This is a genomic window from Novosphingobium aquimarinum, from assembly GCF_009746585.1.
GTDB lineage: Bacteria > Pseudomonadota > Alphaproteobacteria > Sphingomonadales > Sphingomonadaceae > Novosphingobium > Novosphingobium aquimarinum.
Genome location: NZ_WRPO01000006.1, coordinates 93322 through 111814 on the forward strand (window position 1 = coordinate 93322; position 18493 = coordinate 111814).

Sequence of the window (18493 nt, forward strand, 5' to 3'; positions counted from 1 at the left end):
TCATCATCGCTGCATTAGCGCAATGCTTGAGGATGCAAAAGCGTCAGGCCTCGATGATCTGCGTTTCGGGATGGTGCTTGTCGAGATGCTTGCGCACGATCTTCAGGTTGCGCGAATTCGAGCGGAACACGAAGTCGAAAAGGTCTCCCGCGAGCGGGACCGCGCCGAGCAGCGTATCGACGCCAACATTCGTCGCCATCCGCGCGAGCTGGAACTTCGACATACCGAGGTTCCGCGCTTCCCAGACGAGGTAGAGGCCGAGCGCCGCCGCGACGACGTCCCCCGCGACCGGAACGAGACCGACGATCGCATCGAGGCCGACCGCCTTGCTGGTGCCCGGAATGGTGAGCGACCGTTCCAGCAGGACCTCGAGCGACTCGATCCGGCGCCGCACGGACCCCGGATCCGATCCCATCGGAAAATCCACCGGCATCCGCCGCGTCGTACCTTGTTGTGCTGCCACCTCTAGCGTGTCCTTCATCAGGGCCGCCCGGCGTCATCCGGGTTGAACCCTTATCTGGGCAGCCAGGCCAGCGGCATCAAGGGATGCCACCCCCAAGGATTGGTGGCAAAGCCGCTGACGTCGCCGCGCACCAGCGACCAGCGGATCGGCGGTCCGAACGGAACGAACACGTTCGCCGCTGTCAGTTCCGCCTCCGCTTCGGCCAGCAATGCCGAGCGTTCGGCGGGGTCTTCGCTTGCCCCGGCCGTGGCGACGAGGCCATCCGCTTCCTTGCTGCACAGTCCGGTCTGCTCCGCGCAGGAGAGGTGATTGAGGAACCACGTCGCCAGCGGATAGCGCGCGACGGTATCGACAAGGCGCAAGTCGCCGGTTTCCTCGTCGGCGGCACGCGTGGCCGTGATGCCGATCGCGGCCAGATCGCCGGTGATTCCGCGAAAAAGGATGTCCGAACCGGGACCCTGCGGCAGCCACACCGAAAGCGAGACGCCCGTGGTCGGGCTTGCCGCGTCGTTCCCCGTCCCTTCGGACGGCGTTGCTTGGCTCTCCTTGCCGCCAGATCCGCCTGCGCCGGCGACCCAGGCCGCGACTCGCGCGGAGGCCACGCTGCGGCGATCCTCGAGCGACTGTTCGGGCCACCGCTCGCCGATGGTGCCGATATCGCCGTCCAGCCCCGGCGCCACTACCCGAGTCGAGGCGTTCCACCCGCCGAGTCCGAACGGGGCGATCAGGGCGTTGCGGTCGAGCGCCAGGGCGATGGCTTCGCGGTTCACCGGTTCGGCAAGGAACCCCTCGTCGTTCATGACTTGCAGGCCGAACAGGCCGGTGACCGGATCGAGCTGGATCGTGCCGCGCAAAATGCCCACCGAGCTGGTTCGCGGGAAATCCTCGATCCGTCCGCCCAGCACGATGTCTGCCTCGCCGTCGTTGAAGGCCTTGATGGCGGCCTCGCCGGGCAAAGCTCGCAGGGCGACGGTGCGGGTCCGCTCGGACCAGTTCTCGAGTCCGGGAAGGCCCAAGCTGGCCGGATCGATCGGATTGAACAGCGCGGTCTGACCGTCGGGAACCATGCTCATCGGGCCGCCGGTCTGGTCTTCGTAGACCAGCCCCATCTCGGGTTGCGCGAGCAATTGCAGCAGGTTCGGCATCGCATGCTTGAGCCGGATCTCGATCACGCGGCCCGCCATGGCGCGGACGTCGTCGATCACTTTCAGGTCGAGCGCGAGCGAAGTCCCGCGCACTTTGCGAACCTGCGCATCGAAGGCGACTTTGGCCGAGCGGGCGGTCAGGTCCCCGGCATCGCCTTGCCAAGTGCCGTCGCGCAGGCGGAAAATGTAGCTGCGGCCATCATCGGTCACGATCCAGCGATCGGCCAAGGCGGGCACGACCCGCCCCTCCTCGTCGAACGCGACGAGCCCTTCCGCGGTCGAGGCGCGAACGAGCTTGGCCGCAGGGCTTAACGGGCGCCCCCCTTCCTGAAACGGATCCTGTGGCTCCCCGATGACGACCACGTCGATCCGCGTCGAATCGGCACGATTGCAGGACGACAGCAAGAGGACGCCAGCAAGACACACGAAGAACTGCTGAAGCGACCGCGAGACCATCATGATCCCGGCCTAGTCGATTTCGGATGCTGGCGAAACGGGTTTGGCCGCCGCCTCGAGGGCGAGGCCAGGCCGATCAGATCTTGCGGATCGTGCCGGTTTCGGGAGTGACGAATGCAGAGCGCAAAAAGCGCGGAGGTCCGCTTTCGACATCTTGGCCTACGGGTGCGCGCGCGATCTTGGGATCGATCTCGTCACGGAAGGCGACGCCGAATCGATTGCTCTGCACCCAGGCGATGGATCCTTCGACCCAGCCGATATTGCGGATGTTCACTTCGACGACCGCGCCCCGCATCACGCGAACCGCTCCTTCGCCCATCATTCCGCCGGCGGAAAGATTGCGCACCTTGATGCGGTGCTCGCCCTCGAGGCCGTCCACGCGCAAGTCCGCCATGAGGAACAGGCTGTCGCGAGCGATATGCCTATTGTCATTTGCGTCCATCGAGCTGTTTTCCAGTCCCTTGCTTGCTTCGAAAATGCGCCACGTGCGGCGAATAGTCAAAACACGAGCGCCAGTCGAACCGGCTCTGCCACAAACTGGCTAACGGACCGTTACCGCGCGCTGGAAAAGCAACGGCTTCGCTCGGCAGATCAATCGTCGCGGGAAACCTTCTCGCGACGTTCGTGCGCTTCCTGCGCTTCGACCGTCATCGTCGCGATCGGACGTGCGACCAGACGCCCCAGACCGATCGGTTCGCCGGTGACCTCGCAATATCCGTATTCGCCCTCCTCGATCCGGCGAAGCGCCGAATCGATCTTGGCGATCAGCTTGCGCTGACGGTCTCGCGTCCGCAGTTCGATGCCCCAGTCGGTTTCGCTGGAAGCCCGATCATTGAGGTCCGGCTCGCGGATCGGTCCATCCTGCAACTGCGCGAGGGTTCCCGCCGATGCATCGAGGATCGAGCGCTTCCAGGCCTGGAGGAGCTTGCGGAAATAGTCTTGCTGTGCCTCCCCCATGTAGACTTCGTCGTCAGAGGGAAAATAATCGCTTGCAAGCGAGCGCCTCGCCTTGGCGAGAACATCAATTTCATTGTTTAGGGCCGTCGCCATTCACTGAACTCCGCACCTTAGAGTCCTCGGATCGCAAATCGCCCTGCGGCCCCGGGCGTTCCCGGTGGCACCCCTGCGAACCTAGGTTCGCCGCGCCTATAAATCCATGGACTTAACGAGACAAGGCGGTTGCGACTTCTTAACGAAAAAAGCTGCGTACGATTGCTGCCAAAGCCCGGTCTCACGGGATATCGCAGGTGTGGTTAACGGTTTGTAGAGGAACAGTGGGCAGCATTCAAACAGCAAAGGGCGGACCAAAGCCCTTTATCATCGGGGGGTGTTATCACCATGAAGACTGTCTGGGTAAACACGGCCGACGCCACGCCGTGCAGCGAATCCGAAGATCTGCTGGTCGCGAACTGCCTCGTCGCAGCGGCCGAAGGGGACTTCACGGCCTATTTCGATTTGGGCGTTGCCTATTCGACCGGAAGCCACGGCATCGGCTGCGATCTCATCGAAGCGCACAAGTGGTTCAACCTTGCCGCTGTCGCGGGACACGAGGAAGCGGCGATCTGCCGCGCCGAGATCTCGGACGACATGACGGCGCGCGAGATTGCCGAAGCCCAGCGCCGTGCCCGCGAATGGCTCGCAGCGACCAGCCGCAAGGCCGCCTGAACTTCACACGTCTCCATCTTCCTTGCGGAACGGCGTGCGCGTACGCAACATGAACTGATCGTTCGCGATACCTTCGCGTTCGCGCTGGAGGAAATCCGCGACCGCCTCGCGGAACCCTTCGTGGGCGATGTAATGCGCGGAAACCGTGCGCACCGGCTCGTATCCCCGAGCGAGCTTGTGCCCGCCTTGCGCGCCCGCCTCGACTCGGGCGAGGCCCAGATCGATCGCCGCGTCGATCGCTTGATAATAGCACAGCTCGAAGTGCAGGAACGGCTTGTCGACGATCGCGCCCCAGTAGCGGCCGTATAACGCCTCGCCGCCGATGAAATTGAGCGCGCCGGCGACCGGGGTATCGCCCTCGAATGCCATAACCAGCAGAATCCGGTCGGCCATGCGCTCACCCAGCAGCGCGAACGCGTCCCGCGTCAGATAGGGATGCCCCCACTTGCGCATGCCGGTATCCTGGTAGAACTGCCAGAAGGCGTCCCAGTGATGCGGCGCGATGGCATCGCCGCTGAGGTGGCGGATCTCAAGGCCTTCTTGCGCCTTCGCGCGTTCCTTGCGGATATCCTTGCGTTTGCGCGACGAGAGCGCGGCGAGGAAATCGTCGAAACTCTCGTACCCGCGGTTTTCCCAGTGAAACTGGATGTCTTCGCGCAGCAGCCAGCCGGCTTGCTCGAACAGCGGTACCTGCGCCGGCTCGATAAAGGTCGCATGCGCCGAAGACAGGCCGTTCTGATCGCACAGGGTTTCCGCCGCCCGGAGCAAGGGCAGCGCAAGCCCGGCATCCTTGGTCAAGACCCTCGGGCCGGTTGCGGGCGTGAACGGCACGGATATTTGCAGCTTGGGGTAATACTGGCCGCCGGCGCGATGCCAGGCATCGGCCCAGGCGTGATCGAAGACGTATTCGCCCTGGCTATGCTCTTTCACGTAGGCCGGAACCGCGCCGCGCAAGGGGCCACCGTCACCGCCGATCAGCAGCGGCAGCGGAATCCAGCCGCTGCGCCCTCCGACGCTGCGCGAATCCTCCAACGAGGCGAGAAACGCATGACTGACGAAGGGGTTGGCGCGATCGCTCAACGCGTCCCATTCGCCGGGATCGAGGGCGGCAATCGAATCGCCGACGTGGACGAAAAGCTCGCCGTCGCTCATGCGGGACCGTCGGACGGAAGACCCTCGCCTTCCGCGATCGCCGCATCGGCATGCGCGCGCGCCCGTTCGAGGTGCTGCGCGCTGCGCACGGTCCAGGTCGCGATGGGCAGCCCCCGATGGCGATGCGCCGACGCAAACCGGCTCGGCAGATCGCGGATATCGTAAGCGAGGAAATCGGGGCGCGCATGCCACAGCGCCATTTGCCGGCGAATGCTGCCCAGAATCGCCTTGTCGTCCTCCTCGGAAACGATCAGCCCGCGCACGGTATGCGGCGAGTGCGTGAAGAACCACCGGCTGACGCGCGGATCGAAGCTCATCACCGCATGCGGGCCGACGTAGCCTTCGAGAACACGCCTTACCGACAAACACAACGCCGGCACGCGGGTTTCCCGATCGGACTTCAGTTCGATCAGCACCGGCACGCGCCCCGCGATCCGCACGAGCAGGTCGCGCAGCGCGAGGATCCTGTCTTCGGAACCGGCGAGATTGAGGCCCGTCAGGATCTTCGATGAACGCGCCGCGATCGGCCCCGCCTGATCGGTCAGGCGGTCGAGATCGCGATCGTGAAACACCATCGCGCGGCCATCCGAGGACCGGCGCACATCGCACTCGATTCCTAGACCGCGATCCATCGCGGCGGCGAACGCGCTCAGGGAATTTTCGACTCGTTCCGCCCCGTGGTCGCCGGCCGATCCATGGACACCGCGATGCGCGAAATCGGTTTGCGTGATCCACTCGACCTTGCGCCAGTCGGGGACCGGCGCGAGCCAGCGATCAAACAGGTTTAACGGAAACAACCGCATCCACCTCCACGGCCGCACCCAGAGGCAGAACCGGCACGCCCACCGCACTTCGCGCGTGGCGCCCGGCATCGCCGAACACCGCCATCATGAGTTCCGATGCGCCGTTGATCACTTTGGGCTGATCGGTGAAGCTGCCGACCGAATTGACGAAGCCGCCCAGCTTGACGATCTGCTCCACCCGGTCGAGCGAACCCAGCGCCGCCTTGAGCTGCGCCAGGATCATCACGCCGCAGGCCTGCGCTGCGACGATCCCGCGTTCGAGCTCGACGTCCTCGCCAAGCCGGCCGGTCACCAGTTGCCCGTCAATGAAAGGCAGCTGGCCGGAAACGTGCGCGACATTGCCCGCCAACATGACCGGCACATAGGCGGCAACCGGCGCCGCCGGTTCGGGCAGGACGAGGCCGAGCTCGGCCAGGCGTGTGTCGATATCGCTCATGTCTCTTCCCGTTCGTCTTCGCGTTGATTCACTGGAGTGGTCAGCCGATCGATCAGCCAGGGCACCGCTTCGTCCCAGGTATCGATCCGGGCGTGGGCATGCCCGGCTTCGAGCGCGCAAGCGATGTGCGGCGCCAGCAGCGGCTCGGCACACAAGTGCAGCCGGTCGACATGCGGGGCAACGGCCGAAACGGAATCGTGATGCTGCGCCAGATCGTCGATGAAGACCGCGCGGCTCGGCTGATATTCGTCAAGAATGGCTTGCAGCGCCGGTCCCTTGGGGCCCTGGTTGGTATAGACCTTGAGGTCGATCCCGTGGCCGAGCAATTGCTGGGTGCGCGATTCCTGACGATGGTCCATCAGATTGGTCAGGACGACGACGTCGGCATATTCGCTCAGCGCGGCGATGCCTTCTACCGCGCCCTTCACCGGCGTCTGGCGATGCATCTGGCCATCGAAGAAGAGGTTGAGCAGTCGCCAGATCTCCTTCTGCTCTACCGCTTCGCCGCTCTCGGCATAGCGCATCGCGCTGACGAAATCGCGGCCGCCCATTTCGAAGGTGATGCCCTCTTCCTCGGCCAGCCAGTCGCGGAAATGCGAGACCATGTGGAGGAGGACCTCGTCGCAGTCGGTAATGACGAGCGGACGGTTCATCGTTCAAGCCTTTCACGCGCAGCGGCGAATTCGGAGGGCGCGATCTGCAGGGCATCAGCCGCTGCCACGAGATCCGGCTCGTGAGCGCAAAGAAAATCGAGCACGGCGGCCAGCGTGGCCGGTTCGCCAAGCGAAACACGCAACGCATCCGGGGTCAGCCCGGTCAGCGCCAGGAAACGCTCGGAACGGGGCGTGTCGCTCAATACCCAGACAAGCGCGTCGAGCGCCAGAGCCTGTGGGTCGTTCGCGGGGGACGGCGTCGCTTTGAGAATTGTCAGCCTCGTGCAGGTGCCATAGGACGGTTTGCAGTCACCAAGATGGTGTTCGGGAAGCGAATGGCAAAGCGAATCCTCGTTGTCGAGGACAACGACCTCAATCGGCGTCTGTTCTGCGATGTCCTGGTCAGTCAGGGCTATGCCGTCGAGCCGGTTTCGGACGGTCTCGAGGCGCTCGACCGCGCGCGCGGTTTCGTTCCGAACCTGATCATCATGGACATCCAGCTGCCGAACGTCTCGGGGCTCGAGCTGATCGAGGCGGCAAAGCACGACAGCGCCCTGCGGCTGATCCCCGTGCTTGCCGTCACCGCTTACGCCGGCAAGGGCGACGAAGAGCGCATCCGCGACGCCGGCGCCGACAACTATCTCGCCAAGCCGGTCTCGATCGGCCCGTTCATGGCGGCGGTGCGATCGCTGATCGAGCCCGCCTGACCCGCCCCCTCGTGCGGCAGAGCCGCAAGCACCTTGTTTGCGCCGCATTTCCCGGCCACAGCGAGGTCCAACTCAATCCGGAGCTTTCTTCATGGACCGCGAAGCCACCTCGGCCCGCATCGCCAAACTGATCGAACCCTTCAACAAGAAGGGCATCGCCATCACCGATGACACCAAGTTCACCGACGATCTCGAATTCGACAGCCTGACCGTGATGGATTTCGTGGCCGCGATCGAAGACGAGTTCGACATCATCATCAGCATGAACCAGCAGGCCGAGATCGAAACCTATGGCCAGCTCGTGGATGCCGTGATGAAGCTCACCGACGCCTGACGGGAACCCCGACGACATGACCGATGCCGTGAACCAGCCCGACAAGCCGCAGATGCGCGGCGGCGGCTCCCCCGACCTGTTCTCCAAGTTCGACGACGTCATCGAAATGCGCGCGGGGCTGCTCGCCTCGGGGGTGGAAGACCCGTTCGGACTGGTGATGGAGCGCGTGCTATCGCCGACCGTGGCTGTGTGCAACGGCCGCGAGACGATCCTGCTCGGTACCTACAATTACATGGGCATGACGTTCGATCCGCAAGTGATCGAAGCCGGCAAGCAGGCACTTAACGATTTCGGTTCGGGGACGACCGGCAGCCGCGTGCTCAACGGCACCTATCTCGGACACAAGCAGGTCGAGCAAGCGCTATGCGACTTCTACGACATGCCTTACGCGATGGTCTTCTCGACGGGATACCAGGCCAATCTCGGGATCATCTCGACGATCGCGGGCAAGGGCGACTACATCGTCCTCGACATCGACAGCCACGCCTCGATCTGGGACGGCTGCAAGCTGGGCGATGCCGAAGTCGTGCCGTTCAAGCACAACGACATCGAAGCGATGGAAAAGCGCCTCAAGCGCATTCCCGAAGGCGCCGGCAAGCTGGTGATCCTCGAAGGCGTCTATTCGATGCTGGGTGACATCGCTCCGCTCAAGGAAATGATCGCGATCGCCAAGGCCCACGGCGCGATGGTGCTGGTGGACGAAGCACACTCGATGGGTTTCATCGGCCCGAACGGCCGCGGGGTCGCGGAAGACCAGGGCTGCCTCGACGAGGTCGACTTCGTGATCGGCACGTTCTCGAAGTCGGTCGGCACGGTCGGCGGGTTCTGCGTTTCGAACCATCCCAAGTTCGAGATCATGCGGCTGGTGTGCCGGCCTTACGTGTTCACTGCCAGCCTGCCGCCCAGTGTGGTCGCCACGGCCTGCACCTCGATCCGCCTGCTGATGGACGCGAGCGAGAAGCGCGCACATCTTTGGGAGAATTCCGAGAAACTCCACGGCGCGCTCAAGGACGCGGGCTTCCAGCTCGGCACCGAGACGCCGCAAAGCGCGATCATCTCGGTGATCATGCCCGATCTCGAGAAGGGCGCGGCGATGTGGGAAGCGCTGCTGCACGAAGGACTCTACGTGAACCTCGCCAGGCCGCCCGCAACGCCCGCGAACATGACGCTGCTGCGCTGCTCGCTGTGCGCCGAGCATTCGACGGAGCAGGTCGACCAGATCGTCGAGATGTTCACCACCGCGGGCAAGGCGACGGGGATTATCTGAGGCTGCGGTTCTGGCTCGCGGACGCCAAGCCGCCTCCACTTTCGTCATTCCCGCAAACGCGGGAATCCAGTCTGCGACGGGTCGGCTCTACAGTTCGGCCAGTTCCCAGTGCGGCGGGGGGAGCGGTACTTCTCGTGCACGTGTTGCTCCTAGATTCCCGTGTTCGCGGGAATGACGAATGGGTGAGGTGACGCGGGTCGCGATCATTCTCGCCACCCGCCTCTGCCGTTGATGGCGAAGCGAAAACCGTCGGCCGGCCCACACCGCCTAGTGGATCGAGATCACTCCATCGATCGCACGCCATTCCTGCGGGCCGATGAGGCGCTTGTGCGCGACGCGGACCGAGTGGAGCGGGCCTTCGATCTCGCGGTTCCAGTATTCGAGGAATTTCTTCAGGATCGGGAAGGTCGGCGCTTCGTCGTATTGCTGAAAGGCGAACATCTGCAGCAGCGTGGGATAGTCCGGCAGGTGGTAGTGGATTTCGACTGTCGTCAAGCCGTAGCCCTCGATCTGCCGGACGAAATCGTCGCTAGCGCGCGCAAGACTTCCCATAGCCCTCCTTCGCACCGCTCTGTTTGTTGCAGTGCAGCGCGAAGAAGAATGCCACACGAACCGTTACTGTCAAGTAACCGTAATCTTGCGGCAAACCGCGAATGCCGCCTGGCCATCGCGAGCCGGCTCAGCCTGCAGTAGCGCTGGCGGCCATGTCGCACTTCTCGCTGGCGTTCTCGCCGCCGCCGCCGAGCAGAGTGATCGCCAGGAACCCGGCAATGACCAGCGCCACGAACGCGATGGTGACTTTGCCCAGATGCTTGTCGATCACGGCCTTGATCGGCGCGCCGAACATGCGGAACAGCACGCCCACGATCATGAAACTGATCGAGCGCGAGATCAGGCTGGCTCCCAGGAAGACCAGCAGGTTCATGCCGATGAAGCCTGCAGTGATGGTGATCAGCTTGAACGGAATGGGCGTCGCGCCCTTCACGATGATGATCTCGGCCCCGTATTCGCGCAAGTAGCAGGCCGCCTTAGGGAAGCTTTCGGCCAGACCGAGCGCGCGCAGCAGCGCATCGCCAAAGGCTTCGTAAGCGAAATAACCGATGGCGTAGCCCAGCAATCCACCGGCGACCGACCCGAGTGTTGCAACGGCGGCGAAGCGCACGGCCTTGCGCGGTTCGGCCAGGCACATCAGGCCGAGGAGCGGATGCGGCGGCACCGGAAAGAAGCTGGCCTCGAGAAAAGCGAAGACCGCAAGCCACCACAAGGCATGCGGATGCGCAGCCTTGGCGAGAGTCCAGTCGTAAAGGCGGCGAAGCATGATTGAACCCCCGGGTCGTCGCAGATGGGTGCTTAGGCAGGACGGCGGCCAAGGGCAAGGTCCGCTGATCCGTAACCTATTTGGTTATAGTTCTTGACAGCGTGACGCTATTTGGGTACACAAAGAGAACATCGCGATGGTCCGAGTCGCTGACCGGCCCCGATCCCCCATCCTCTGCAACTGGAGCGAGCCCATCGATGGCTGAATGTCCCTCGTCGCGCCAGCTGGTGCCGGCGCGCAACGCGCCCGACTGGCGCAAGGCCTTTCTCACCGCGCTGGCGGAAAGCTCGAACGTCAAGGCGTCGGCCGCTCGGGCGGGCATCTCGCCGTCCACGGCCTACGATGCGCGCCGCAACGATCCCGCGTTTCAGCGCGAGTGGCAGGACGCGCTGTTCGAAGGATACGAGCACTTGGAAATGACCTTGCTCCAGCGCTTGCGCGAAGGCGAGATCAAGCCCGCTGCGGGCGCCAAGCGCGGCAAGCGCACGTTCGACAACGCCACCGCGTTTCGCCTGCTGATGCTTCACCGCGAAAGCGCGGCGCGCGCCATGGCGCAGCGCGAAAACCGCGATGCCGATGCCGTACTCGCCTCGATCGACGCCAAGATCGACCGGATGCGCGCAGTGAAACGCGCCGGTGGCAGGATCGGCGATGCCCCGGAGTGACCGGCTCACCTCGATCGCAAAGCTGAAGATCAGCGAGTACGATCGCTTCATCGGCTGGTTCAACGCGAAGGAACAGGACGAGATCGGCACCCACTGGCAATTGTGGGCGCGCAAGGAACAGCTTCCGCCCGAAGGCGACTGGCGGACCTGGCTGATCATGGCCGGGCGAGGTTACGGCAAGACTCGCGCCGGGGCGGAGTGGGTCCGGGCAGTGGCGCATCGTGATCCCGAGGCGCGCATCGCGCTCGTCTCGGCCTCGCTGAACGAAGCACGCGCGGTGATGGTGGAAGGGCAAAGCGGCATCCTCGCCATCAGCCCGCCCACCCGCCGGCCCCATTTCGAGCCCTCACTGCGGCGCTTGACCTGGCCCAACGGCGCGCAGGCGCTGCTCTATTCGGCGGGCGAACCGGAAATGCTGCGCGGGCCACAGCACAGCCACGCGTGCCGGACAGGCGCAAAAAGAAGTCTTCGTCAATGAGGCGCACGTAATCCTCGATGCGCTTGTGCACGGGGCAATCGAAGCGGAGATCGACGGTCCGCCGGCAGACCCGCAAGACGGCGAATGCTGGCTCATCGCCCCGTCCGCCATCGATCAATGGGCCGGGCGGGACGCCCAGCTCGCTTGTCGCCAGGCCGGGCAATGGATCTATATTGCGCCACGGGAAGGCATGCGAATTTTCGACCGGTCACGCGGTCAGGAGCTTTTTTATTCGCAAGGCTGGGTCAGTGTGGAACCAGTTCAGGAACCATTTGGAGGTTCGACTGTTGACCCTCAAGCCCGAGCCGCGATCGCTGATTTGATCTCGGCCCTCACGGACTTGGGACTTTTGCCTGCGGCGTAATGCAGTTGGCGTGTTCAGGGATAGAATTTGTGCCGACAAAGAAGCGATTTGGCTTTATTAATACGTCACAAGCCCCCGAAAACGCGACATTGTTGCAACACTCCCAGTCAAAGGTCGCTTGCACGGTCATTGTAGAGGGGTTAGATACCCCGACACTCGGTGGCTCCATATCTCTCAATAGGGGAAACGTAATGCGGAAACTCGTCATAGGGATGGCGTTGGCTTCGACCGCTGTCGCCACGCCCGCTTTGGCGCGCGATGATAGCTGGTATCTCGAACTCGATTTCGGTCCGATGATTGTCGAGGACTCGGAAATCGATTTTGGTGGTGTGAAAAATGCCGCCACGCTTGATTCGGAATATGGCGTCGATGGTGGTGCTGCTCTCGGTTATGACTTCGGTGCTTTCCGTCTGGAAGCCGAAGCCAGCTACCGGATGGCAGACAATGACGACCTGACGGTGGTTGCGCCCGGGATTCCCGGTCTCGCCACGACCCAGCTCCTCACTGGCAATTATTCGAACATTCGCGGCGACGCGAGCGTCCTGTCGTTCATGGTGAACGGCATGCTCGACTTCGGCGACGATGATGGCATCCAGGGCTTCGTCGGCGGTGGTGCCGGCATCAGCCGTGTCGACTACGATGCTTCGCTTTCCAGTGCCGGTCCGGGCTTCCTGGACGATACGGACAGCGGCTTCGCATGGCAGGTCATCGCGGGCGTTCGCGCTCCGCTCACCGATAGCATCGACGTCGGCATCAAGTATCGCTTCCACAACGTCGACAACATCAAGCTTGTCGACAGCGCCGGTCGTGACGCTGAAACGCGCTGGCGTTCGCACTCGGCGATGGGCAGCCTGATCTTCAACTTCGGTGGTGACGTTGCGCCTCCGCCGCCCCCGCCGCCGCCCCCGCCGCCCCCGCCGCCTCCGCCGCCCCCGCCGCCGGCCGAGATGGTCTGCAACAAGGGCCCGTACATCGTCTTCTTCGAATGGGATAAGTCGGACATCACGCCCGAAGCTTCGACCATTCTCGACAGTGCGGTCAGCGCTTACGGCAGCTGCGACAACGTTCCGATCATGCTGGCCGGTTACACCGACCGTTCGGGCACGACGCAGTACAACATGGGTCTGTCCGAGCGTCGTAACGCTTCGGTTCGCAGCTACCTGTCGGCTCGCGGCATCCCCGATGGCGCGATCTCGAGCCAGGCGTTCGGTGAATCGAACCCGCGGGTTCCGACGGCTGACGGAGTTCGCGAACTCCAGAACCGTCGCGTCGAGATCACTTACGGTCCGGGTTCGGGCATGTAAGTCGAACTTCGACGTTCGAAATAAGATTGGGGCCGGAGAAATCCGGCCCCTTTCTTTTTGTCAGTGATCGAAAGATCGAGGCGGGCGCAAAGTGCGCGCCGAATGTCCTAAGCGGCGTATTCGGTCGGATCGATAAGACCCGCCTTCGCGAAGCCTTCCTTGCGCAACCGGCAACTGTCGCAAAGACCGCAGGCCCGCCCGTCGGCGCCGGGATCGTAGCAGGACCAGCTCATCCCCGGGTCCAGACCCAGCCGGTCGGCTTCTTTGGCGATGTCCGCCTTGCCGAGAAACTGCAGCGGCGCATGAATCTGGACCGCACCGCCTTCGGCACCAACTTTGGTCGCCAGCCGCGCCAGCTTCTCGAACCCCGCGATGAATTCCGGCCGGCAATCGGGATAGCCCGAATAGTCGAGCGCATTCACTCCGATGAAGATGTGTCCGGCGCCAATGGCTTCGGCCCAGGACAGCGTCAGGGACAGGAAAACGAGATTCCGGGCCGGCACGTAAGTCACCGGAATTTCCTCACCCACACCGTCCTTGGGCACGGCGATGTCGGCCGTCAGCGCGGAACCGCCGAACAAGGACAGATCGAGCGGCAGAACGATATGCCGCTGCGCCCCGAGCGTCCGGGCAATCGCTTTCGCGGCGTCGATCTCGCGGCGATGGCGCTGGTTGTAGTCGATCGTGAGCGCGTTGATGCGATACCCGGCCTCGACCGCCATGCCGGCCGCGACCATCGAATCGAGACCGCCCGATAGCAGCACGACTGCGCTTTCGCCTTCGCCCGGCTTAGACACGGCAGGCTACTCCCAAACTATCGGACCCGAGATGCACCACCACGCCAGTCACCGCGAACAGCGGCCCATGCGCCGGGCCTCCGCAGTGAACGCGAACGGCAACCCGTTCTCGATCCCCTGGCTGTCGATCTGGACCAGCGCTTCGTTCTCGAAACGGATATGCGTCCGACCATAGCCCCGCCCATGACACATGTACTGCACCGTAATCTCGTCGGCGCTCTGGGAGACGGTCACGCGATCGCAAGGCACATCGGCATGACGCAACTGGATCAGGCTTTTGGGATCACCCAGGCACGTCCGTCGCGGGCGCATACTGGAGTCCCTGGACCGGATCTCCCACTCTCCCTTCTTCAAGCGGTCCAGTACGTTCGCTGCTGCCGGTTGCTGTGCCGAACTCGGTAAGGCCAGCATGCCGATGCCAAGGGCAAACGCGGCCATGACCACAGCACCTCTGCGCGACCAGACGGTTGAATTGCCAATTTTCTGCATGGGCGCGAAATACCACCGACGCCTCAGACTTCCAAGCGCCGGGATCGTCGGCTGGCTCAGGCGTCTATCCGGAAGACTTTCGAACAGAATTCGCATTCCACGGGGATGCGTCCATCAGGATCGCGCATGTCGGCCCGCTCCGTTTCCGGAAACTGGGTGAGGACCGACTGATAATGTTCGACAGTGCAGCGGCATCCCCGCCGGATCGTGTGGGTGGCTCCGACGCGGATTTCCCGCTCTTCGTGCAAGAGCCGCCAGATCAGCGACTCAATCGAGAGGGCAGGATCGACGAGTTCCGCGTAACGGACCGATCCGGCCAGCGCGACGATATGCTCCCAATCCGGCGCGATCGCGCCTTCGGATTTGACGTGCAGTCGCTCCTTGCCCTCTTCTCCATCCGGGAAGTGCTGGACCAGCATGCCACCAGCGACGCAATTCCCGCCTTCGGACCGAACGGCGACGCGGATCAAGGTCGGGATTTGCTCGGAGCGCTCGAAGTAGCGCTCGCAGACGCCGCTCAGCGTGTCTCCTTCGAGCGGCACGATGCCTTGATAGCGCTCGCCGGACGTGGCGAGATCGAACGTGATCGCGAGGTAGCCGGTCCCGAATGTCGATGCGACGCTGGCGTTGCTACCCTGCTCGTGCATCTTTTCCGAATCGTAGCGCAAGTACCCGCGCACATCGCCATCGCGAAAATCGCACACCAGAAAGTCGACCGTGCCGCCTTCGGCCTGAATCTGGAAGGTGAGCTGGCTCGCTTCGTCCTTCAGCAAGGACCCCATCAGAGTGGTCAGAACCAGCGCTTCGGCCATGACGTGCCGGATAGGCTGCGGGTAGTCATGCGCCGACAGGACATGATCGAGTACCGGCCCGAGCCGAACGGCTCGGCCACGCACGTCACGATCGGGTACCGAGAATGACAGAACGCGATCGAAGCCGGTTTCGTCCTGCTCGATCAGGTACTCGTCGCTCACAATCTGCCCAGCGTCCACAACAGGACCGACTTCTGCGCGTGGATCCTGTTTTCGGCCTCGTCCCAGATCGCGGACTGTGGACCGTCAATGACGTCTGCCGTGACTTCTTCGCCACGGTGCGCGGGCAGACAATGCAGGAACACGGCAGAAGGATCGGCAAGACCCATGAGCTCGGCATTAACCTGATAGGGCTGCAGGGCCGCCACGTGCGCTTCGCCGCCCGGCTGCCCCATCGAGACCCAAGTGTCGGTCACGACGACCTGGGCGCCGCGCACGGCTTCCTTCGCATCGCGAACGACCTCGATCGTGGCCCCGGCCTGCCTGGCCCTGTCCACAAATTGCGGATCGGGCTCGTACCCCTCGGGTCCGCCCAAGCGAAGCGTGAACTTCATCAGCCCCGCCGCTTCGATCCACGAATTCGCGACATTATTGCCATCGCCCAGCCAGGCGACCTGAAGCCCAGGCAGGGCAAACCCCCGCTCCACGACGGTCAGCAGATCCGCGACGATCTGGCACGGGTGGGAGAGGTCGGTCAGCCCGTTGATCACCGGAACTTCGGCATAACGCGCCAATTCCTCGATCTTGGCATGGTCGTCGGTGCGGATCATGATCGCATCGACCATGCGGCTGAGAACCTGCGCGGTATCGCCAACCGTTTCGCCGCGGCCGAGCTGCATGCTCCCGGCCTCCATGATGATGCCCGTGCCACCAAGCTGGCGGATCGCCATGTCGAACGAAACCCGCGTGCGAGTCGAGTTCTTCTCGAAGATCATCGCCAGCGTATGACCCGAGAGCGGTGCGTCGCTGTCGGTGGTGCCCTTGGGCTTGCCCGCGCGAGCGGCCTTGCGATCGATCGCGTCGTTGATCATCGCGGCAAGCGCATCGCCGCCTGCATCCTGCAGGCCGAGAAAATGCCGCACGTTCATGCTGCAGCCTCGACCGCGTAGTCTGCCGCCGCTGCCGAGAGCTTGTTCATGAACTCGTCGATGTGGCTATCGTCGATCACCAGCGGTGGCAGGATACGCACCACGTTGTCCCCAGCCGCCACGGTCAGCAGACCGTGCTCGTCGCGCATGTGCGCCACGAACGGACGCGGCTCGGTCTTCAACTTGATGCCGATGAACAGGCCGCGGCCGCGCACGCCCTCGAACAAGTCGGGGTAGTTGCCGATGAATTGTTCGATCCGGCCGCGCAGCCTTTCGCCTTTCGCGCGAACATCCTTCAGGAAGGCCTCGTCGGCGATCACGTCGAGCACGGCTTCGGCGGCCGCCATCGCCAAGGGATTGCCGCCGTAGGTCGATCCGTGCGTGCCGATGCCCATGCCGCGCGCGGCCTTTTCCGTCGCCAGGCAAGCGCCGAGCGGGAAGCCGCCCCCGATGCCTTTCGCCGTCGCCAGGACGTCCGGCACGAAGCCGTATTGCTCATAAGCATAGAAGGTGCCGGACCGACCGACGCCGCTCTGCACCTCATCGACGACCAGGATCAGATCGTGTGCATCGCACAAATCGCGCAGTCCCTTCAGGAAGGCTTCGTCTGCGATGCGGATGCCGCCCTCGCCCTGGATCGGCTCGACCAGGAAGCCGGCGGTCTTGGGCCCGATCGCCGCCTTCGCCGCGTCCAGATCGTTGAAGTCGACATAGCGGAACCCAGGCATCAAGGGCGCGAAGCCCTTGTGCATCTTTTCCTGGCTGGAAGCGCTGATCGTTCCCAGCGTGCGGCCGTGAAAGGCATTGTTGAAGGTGATCAGTTCGTGCCGGTCGTGATCGCCATCAGCGCTGTTCTGGTGATAGGCCCGCGCGGTCTTGATTGCGCATTCCACCGCTTCCGCGCCTGAGTTGGTGAAGAAGACCGTGTCCGCGAAGGTCAGGTCGACCAAGCGCTGCGCCAGATGCTCACCTTGCGGGCTGCCGTAGAGGTTCGACACGTGCATCAGCTTCGCGGCTTGCGCCTGGATCGCGCCGATCAGCCCCTCGTGCGAATGGCCGAGCGCGTTGACCGCGATGCCGCTGGCGAAATCGAGGAAGCGCCGCCCGTCCTCGCTGATGAGATGGCAGTGCTCGCCGCGAACGGGACGCACATCGCAACGCGGATAGACGGGCATGAGGGGAGTGATGGACATGTACTTGGCCTCTTGATCGCAACCAATCGTTTCGCAAACGACAAATGGCGGCCCTTGGGACCGCCATTTGCGCTTAACTAGGCCCTGCTTCTTCCGGGGTCAAACCCGGTGATTCGCAGGGATCGGGAAGATCAACCGAGCGCTGAGAGGTTGACCGCCGAGTACTTGCCTCGTCGATCCACTTCGATGTCGAATTCCACCCGGTCACCTTCGTTCAGCCCGGAAAGGCCCGAGCGTTCCACCGCGCTGATGTGAACGAAGGCATCGGCCTGGCCATCATCGCGCGTGATGAAGCCGAAGCCTTTCATTGAGTTGAAGAACTTGACCGTTCCGGTGGCCTTCTCGCCGGTCAGCTCGCGCTGCGGAGCCTCGCGCTTCTCGACCGCGATGACTTCGCCGACAGGCTGCAGATCGCTAGCGGAAATCTTCCCGCCACGATCGACCAGCGTGAACTCGAGCTGCTGGCCTTCTGCCAGGCCTTCGAGGCCGGCGCGCTCGACAGCGCTGATGTGCACGAACACATCTTCGCCGCCCTCATCGCGCTGGATGAAGCCGAAACCCTTGTTTTGGTTGAAGAACTTTACGGTGCCTTTGCCCTGGCCGACAACCTGCGCGGGCATGCCACCTCGACCGCCGCCGCCGCCACCGCCGAAGCCGCGACCACCGCCGCCTCCGCCAAAGCCGCCACCGCCGCGTGGGCCACCGCCACCGCCGCCGAAACGGTCTTCCTGAAAACCGCCGCCCGGGCGATCGCCGCCACCGCCGAATCTGTCGCCGCCGCCGCCGAACCGATCCTGTCCACCATAGAACGGATCGAATTCTTCTTCGCCGAACCTATCCCGCTTGTCGCGTCCCCTACCGCGACGCCCTCTATCAAAACCCATTTCTAAGAACGTACCTTCGC

Annotated in this window: 24 protein-coding genes and 1 pseudogene; 8 read left to right on the plus strand and 17 right to left on the minus strand. The window is 63.5% G+C overall.

The window, feature by feature from the left end; genetic code table 11:
* Positions 1-43: 43 nt before the first annotated feature.
* The 4 genes from GQO94_RS08590 to dksA all read right to left on the minus strand — a co-directional run bounded on the left by GQO94_RS08590 (position 44) and on the right by dksA (position 3114).
* Positions 44-433 carry a DUF4112 domain-containing protein gene (locus GQO94_RS08590; RefSeq protein ID WP_156840889.1) on the minus strand — a complete coding sequence of 130 codons (390 nt, stop codon included), beginning with the start codon at positions 431-433 and terminating at the stop codon, positions 44-46.
* Between the two features lie 80 nt (positions 434-513).
* Positions 514-2067 carry an ABC transporter substrate-binding protein gene (locus GQO94_RS08595; protein ID WP_156840739.1) on the minus strand — a complete coding sequence of 518 codons (1554 nt, stop codon included), beginning with the start codon at positions 2065-2067 and terminating at the stop codon, positions 514-516.
* Between the two features lie 73 nt (positions 2068-2140).
* Positions 2141-2506: a PilZ domain-containing protein gene (locus tag GQO94_RS08600; RefSeq protein ID WP_156840740.1), complete on the minus strand. Its 366-nt coding sequence runs from the start codon at positions 2504-2506 to the stop codon at positions 2141-2143.
* Between the two features lie 149 nt (positions 2507-2655).
* Positions 2656-3114: an RNA polymerase-binding protein DksA gene (gene dksA / locus GQO94_RS08605; protein ID WP_156840741.1), complete on the minus strand. Its 459-nt coding sequence runs from the start codon at positions 3112-3114 to the stop codon at positions 2656-2658.
* A 288-nt stretch (positions 3115-3402) separates the two neighbouring features.
* Between dksA and GQO94_RS08610 the strand changes: the two genes are divergently transcribed.
* Positions 3403-3729: an SEL1-like repeat protein gene (locus tag GQO94_RS08610; RefSeq protein ID WP_156840742.1), complete on the plus strand. Its 327-nt coding sequence runs from the start codon at positions 3403-3405 to the stop codon at positions 3727-3729.
* A gap of 3 nt (positions 3730-3732) precedes the next feature.
* Here the strand turns inward: GQO94_RS08610 and GQO94_RS08615 are convergent, their stop codons facing one another.
* The 5 genes from GQO94_RS08615 to GQO94_RS08635 are packed head-to-tail and all read right to left on the minus strand — an operon-like array spanning position 3733 to position 6976.
* Positions 3733-4881 (minus strand): GNAT family N-acetyltransferase, encoded by a 1149-nt coding sequence (locus GQO94_RS08615; protein ID WP_156840743.1) that lies wholly within the window; start codon positions 4879-4881, stop codon positions 3733-3735.
* A complete protein-coding gene (locus GQO94_RS08620; RefSeq protein ID WP_156840744.1) occupies positions 4878-5684 on the minus strand; it encodes a glycerophosphodiester phosphodiesterase family protein in 807 nt (268 codons plus the stop codon). Before GQO94_RS08620 ends, GQO94_RS08615 begins: the two co-directional genes overlap by 4 nt.
* A complete protein-coding gene (locus tag GQO94_RS08625; protein ID WP_156840745.1) occupies positions 5656-6120 on the minus strand; it encodes a RidA family protein in 465 nt (154 codons plus the stop codon). The genes GQO94_RS08620 and GQO94_RS08625 overlap by 29 nt, the downstream gene beginning before the upstream one ends.
* The gene (locus tag GQO94_RS08630; protein WP_156840746.1) at positions 6117-6773 is read right to left on the minus strand and encodes an HAD family hydrolase; all 657 of its coding nucleotides are present in this window, start codon (positions 6771-6773) and stop codon (positions 6117-6119) included. Before GQO94_RS08630 ends, GQO94_RS08625 begins: the two co-directional genes overlap by 4 nt.
* On the minus strand, positions 6770-6976 hold the full coding sequence (locus GQO94_RS08635) for a DUF3572 family protein (RefSeq protein WP_408636606.1): 207 nt from the start codon (positions 6974-6976) through the stop codon (positions 6770-6772). Before GQO94_RS08635 ends, GQO94_RS08630 begins: the two co-directional genes overlap by 4 nt.
* A 132-nt stretch (positions 6977-7108) precedes the next feature.
* Here GQO94_RS08635 and GQO94_RS08640 point away from each other — a divergent pair, with 132 nt between their 5' ends.
* The 3 genes from GQO94_RS08640 to spt all read left to right on the plus strand — a co-directional run bounded on the left by GQO94_RS08640 (position 7109) and on the right by spt (position 9081).
* Positions 7109-7480, plus strand: a complete 372-nt coding sequence (locus GQO94_RS08640; protein WP_156840747.1) for a response regulator — start codon at positions 7109-7111, stop codon at positions 7478-7480.
* Positions 7481-7571: 91 nt separating this feature from the next.
* Positions 7572-7814, plus strand: a complete 243-nt coding sequence (locus GQO94_RS08645; protein WP_156840748.1) for an acyl carrier protein — start codon at positions 7572-7574, stop codon at positions 7812-7814.
* A 16-nt stretch (positions 7815-7830) separates the two neighbouring features.
* On the plus strand, positions 7831-9081 hold the full coding sequence (spt, locus tag GQO94_RS08650) for a serine palmitoyltransferase (RefSeq protein ID WP_156840749.1): 1251 nt from the start codon (positions 7831-7833) through the stop codon (positions 9079-9081).
* Between the two features lie 267 nt (positions 9082-9348).
* Here spt and GQO94_RS08655 read toward each other — a convergent pair whose 3' ends face one another.
* Together GQO94_RS08655 and GQO94_RS08660 are read right to left on the minus strand one after the other, a co-directional pair.
* Positions 9349-9633 carry an usg protein gene (locus GQO94_RS08655; protein WP_156840750.1) on the minus strand — a complete coding sequence of 95 codons (285 nt, stop codon included), beginning with the start codon at positions 9631-9633 and terminating at the stop codon, positions 9349-9351.
* 127 nt (positions 9634-9760) lie between these two features.
* A complete protein-coding gene (locus tag GQO94_RS08660; protein ID WP_156840751.1) occupies positions 9761-10399 on the minus strand; it encodes a YqaA family protein in 639 nt (212 codons plus the stop codon).
* 197 nt (positions 10400-10596) lie between these two features.
* On the opposite strand from GQO94_RS08660, the gene GQO94_RS08665 reads away from it, so the two are divergent.
* From GQO94_RS08665 to GQO94_RS08680, 4 genes and pseudogenes are all read left to right on the plus strand, one after another.
* Positions 10597-11064, plus strand: coding sequence for a hypothetical protein (locus GQO94_RS08665; protein ID WP_156840752.1), 468 nt, complete (start codon positions 10597-10599; stop codon positions 11062-11064).
* Positions 11051-11506: pseudogene (locus GQO94_RS08670) on the plus strand (terminase large subunit domain-containing protein); the annotation flags it as partial. The gene GQO94_RS08665 and the pseudogene GQO94_RS08670, both read left to right, overlap by 14 nt.
* 61 nt (positions 11507-11567) lie before the next feature.
* Positions 11568-11906, plus strand: coding sequence for a DUF2793 domain-containing protein (locus tag GQO94_RS21375; RefSeq protein WP_198045889.1), 339 nt, complete (start codon positions 11568-11570; stop codon positions 11904-11906).
* 191 nt (positions 11907-12097) lie between these two features.
* Complete coding sequence (locus GQO94_RS08680; RefSeq protein WP_156840754.1) at positions 12098-13210, plus strand: OmpA family protein; 1113 nt, start codon at positions 12098-12100, stop codon at positions 13208-13210.
* A 107-nt stretch (positions 13211-13317) separates the two neighbouring features.
* Here GQO94_RS08680 and queC read toward each other — a convergent pair whose 3' ends face one another.
* From queC to GQO94_RS21245, 6 genes are all read right to left on the minus strand, one after another.
* Entirely contained in the window at positions 13318-14007 is a 690-nt protein-coding gene (gene queC, locus GQO94_RS08685; RefSeq protein WP_156840755.1) for a 7-cyano-7-deazaguanine synthase QueC, read from the minus strand.
* A 48-nt stretch (positions 14008-14055) separates the two neighbouring features.
* Positions 14056-14319, minus strand: coding sequence for a hypothetical protein (locus tag GQO94_RS08690; protein ID WP_232332837.1), 264 nt, complete (start codon positions 14317-14319; stop codon positions 14056-14058).
* Positions 14320-14552: 233 nt separating this feature from the next.
* On the minus strand, positions 14553-15470 hold the full coding sequence (gene hslO, locus GQO94_RS08695; protein WP_198045891.1) for an Hsp33 family molecular chaperone HslO: 918 nt from the start codon (positions 15468-15470) through the stop codon (positions 14553-14555).
* Positions 15467-16396 carry an ornithine carbamoyltransferase gene (argF, locus tag GQO94_RS08700; RefSeq protein ID WP_156840756.1) on the minus strand — a complete coding sequence of 310 codons (930 nt, stop codon included), beginning with the start codon at positions 16394-16396 and terminating at the stop codon, positions 15467-15469. The genes hslO and argF overlap by 4 nt, the downstream gene beginning before the upstream one ends.
* Complete coding sequence (locus GQO94_RS08705; protein ID WP_156840757.1) at positions 16393-17589, minus strand: aspartate aminotransferase family protein; 1197 nt, start codon at positions 17587-17589, stop codon at positions 16393-16395. The genes argF and GQO94_RS08705 overlap by 4 nt, the downstream gene beginning before the upstream one ends.
* 131 nt (positions 17590-17720) lie before the next feature.
* Positions 17721-18473 carry a cold-shock protein gene (locus GQO94_RS21245; protein ID WP_156840894.1) on the minus strand — a complete coding sequence of 251 codons (753 nt, stop codon included), beginning with the start codon at positions 18471-18473 and terminating at the stop codon, positions 17721-17723.
* Between the last annotated feature and the right edge of the window lie 20 nt (positions 18474-18493).

Bases quoted from the DNA above. Each gene is read 5' to 3' on its own strand.
- GQO94_RS08590 (WP_156840889.1), bottom strand. From the start codon at position 433: ATGCCGGTGGATTTTCCGATGGGATCGGATCCGGGGTCCGTGCGGCGC.
- GQO94_RS08595 (WP_156840739.1), bottom strand. From the start codon at position 2,067: ATGATGGTCTCGCGGTCGCTTCAGCAGTTCTTCGTGTGTCTTGCTGGC.
- GQO94_RS08600 (WP_156840740.1), bottom strand. From the start codon at position 2,506: ATGGACGCAAATGACAATAGGCATATCGCTCGCGACAGCCTGTTCCTC.
- dksA (WP_156840741.1), bottom strand. From the start codon at position 3,114: ATGGCGACGGCCCTAAACAATGAAATTGATGTTCTCGCCAAGGCGAGG.
- GQO94_RS08610 (WP_156840742.1), top strand. From the start codon at position 3,403: ATGAAGACTGTCTGGGTAAACACGGCCGACGCCACGCCGTGCAGCGAA.
- GQO94_RS08615 (WP_156840743.1), bottom strand. From the start codon at position 4,881: ATGAGCGACGGCGAGCTTTTCGTCCACGTCGGCGATTCGATTGCCGCC.
- GQO94_RS08620 (WP_156840744.1), bottom strand. From the start codon at position 5,684: ATGCGGTTGTTTCCGTTAAACCTGTTTGATCGCTGGCTCGCGCCGGTC.
- GQO94_RS08625 (WP_156840745.1), bottom strand. From the start codon at position 6,120: ATGAGCGATATCGACACACGCCTGGCCGAGCTCGGCCTCGTCCTGCCC.
- GQO94_RS08630 (WP_156840746.1), bottom strand. From the start codon at position 6,773: ATGAACCGTCCGCTCGTCATTACCGACTGCGACGAGGTCCTCCTCCAC.
- GQO94_RS08640 (WP_156840747.1), top strand. From the start codon at position 7,109: ATGGCAAAGCGAATCCTCGTTGTCGAGGACAACGACCTCAATCGGCGT.
- GQO94_RS08645 (WP_156840748.1), top strand. From the start codon at position 7,572: ATGGACCGCGAAGCCACCTCGGCCCGCATCGCCAAACTGATCGAACCC.
- spt (WP_156840749.1), top strand. From the start codon at position 7,831: ATGACCGATGCCGTGAACCAGCCCGACAAGCCGCAGATGCGCGGCGGC.
- GQO94_RS08655 (WP_156840750.1), bottom strand. From the start codon at position 9,633: ATGGGAAGTCTTGCGCGCGCTAGCGACGATTTCGTCCGGCAGATCGAG.
- GQO94_RS08660 (WP_156840751.1), bottom strand. From the start codon at position 10,399: ATGCTTCGCCGCCTTTACGACTGGACTCTCGCCAAGGCTGCGCATCCG.
- GQO94_RS08665 (WP_156840752.1), top strand. From the start codon at position 10,597: ATGGCTGAATGTCCCTCGTCGCGCCAGCTGGTGCCGGCGCGCAACGCG.
- GQO94_RS08680 (WP_156840754.1), top strand. From the start codon at position 12,098: ATGCGGAAACTCGTCATAGGGATGGCGTTGGCTTCGACCGCTGTCGCC.
- GQO94_RS08690 (WP_232332837.1), bottom strand. From the start codon at position 14,319: ATGCGCCCGCGACGGACGTGCCTGGGTGATCCCAAAAGCCTGATCCAG.
- argF (WP_156840756.1), bottom strand. From the start codon at position 16,396: ATGAACGTGCGGCATTTTCTCGGCCTGCAGGATGCAGGCGGCGATGCG.
- GQO94_RS08705 (WP_156840757.1), bottom strand. From the start codon at position 17,589: ATGTCCATCACTCCCCTCATGCCCGTCTATCCGCGTTGCGATGTGCGT.
- GQO94_RS21245 (WP_156840894.1), bottom strand. From the start codon at position 18,473: ATGGGTTTTGATAGAGGGCGTCGCGGTAGGGGACGCGACAAGCGGGAT.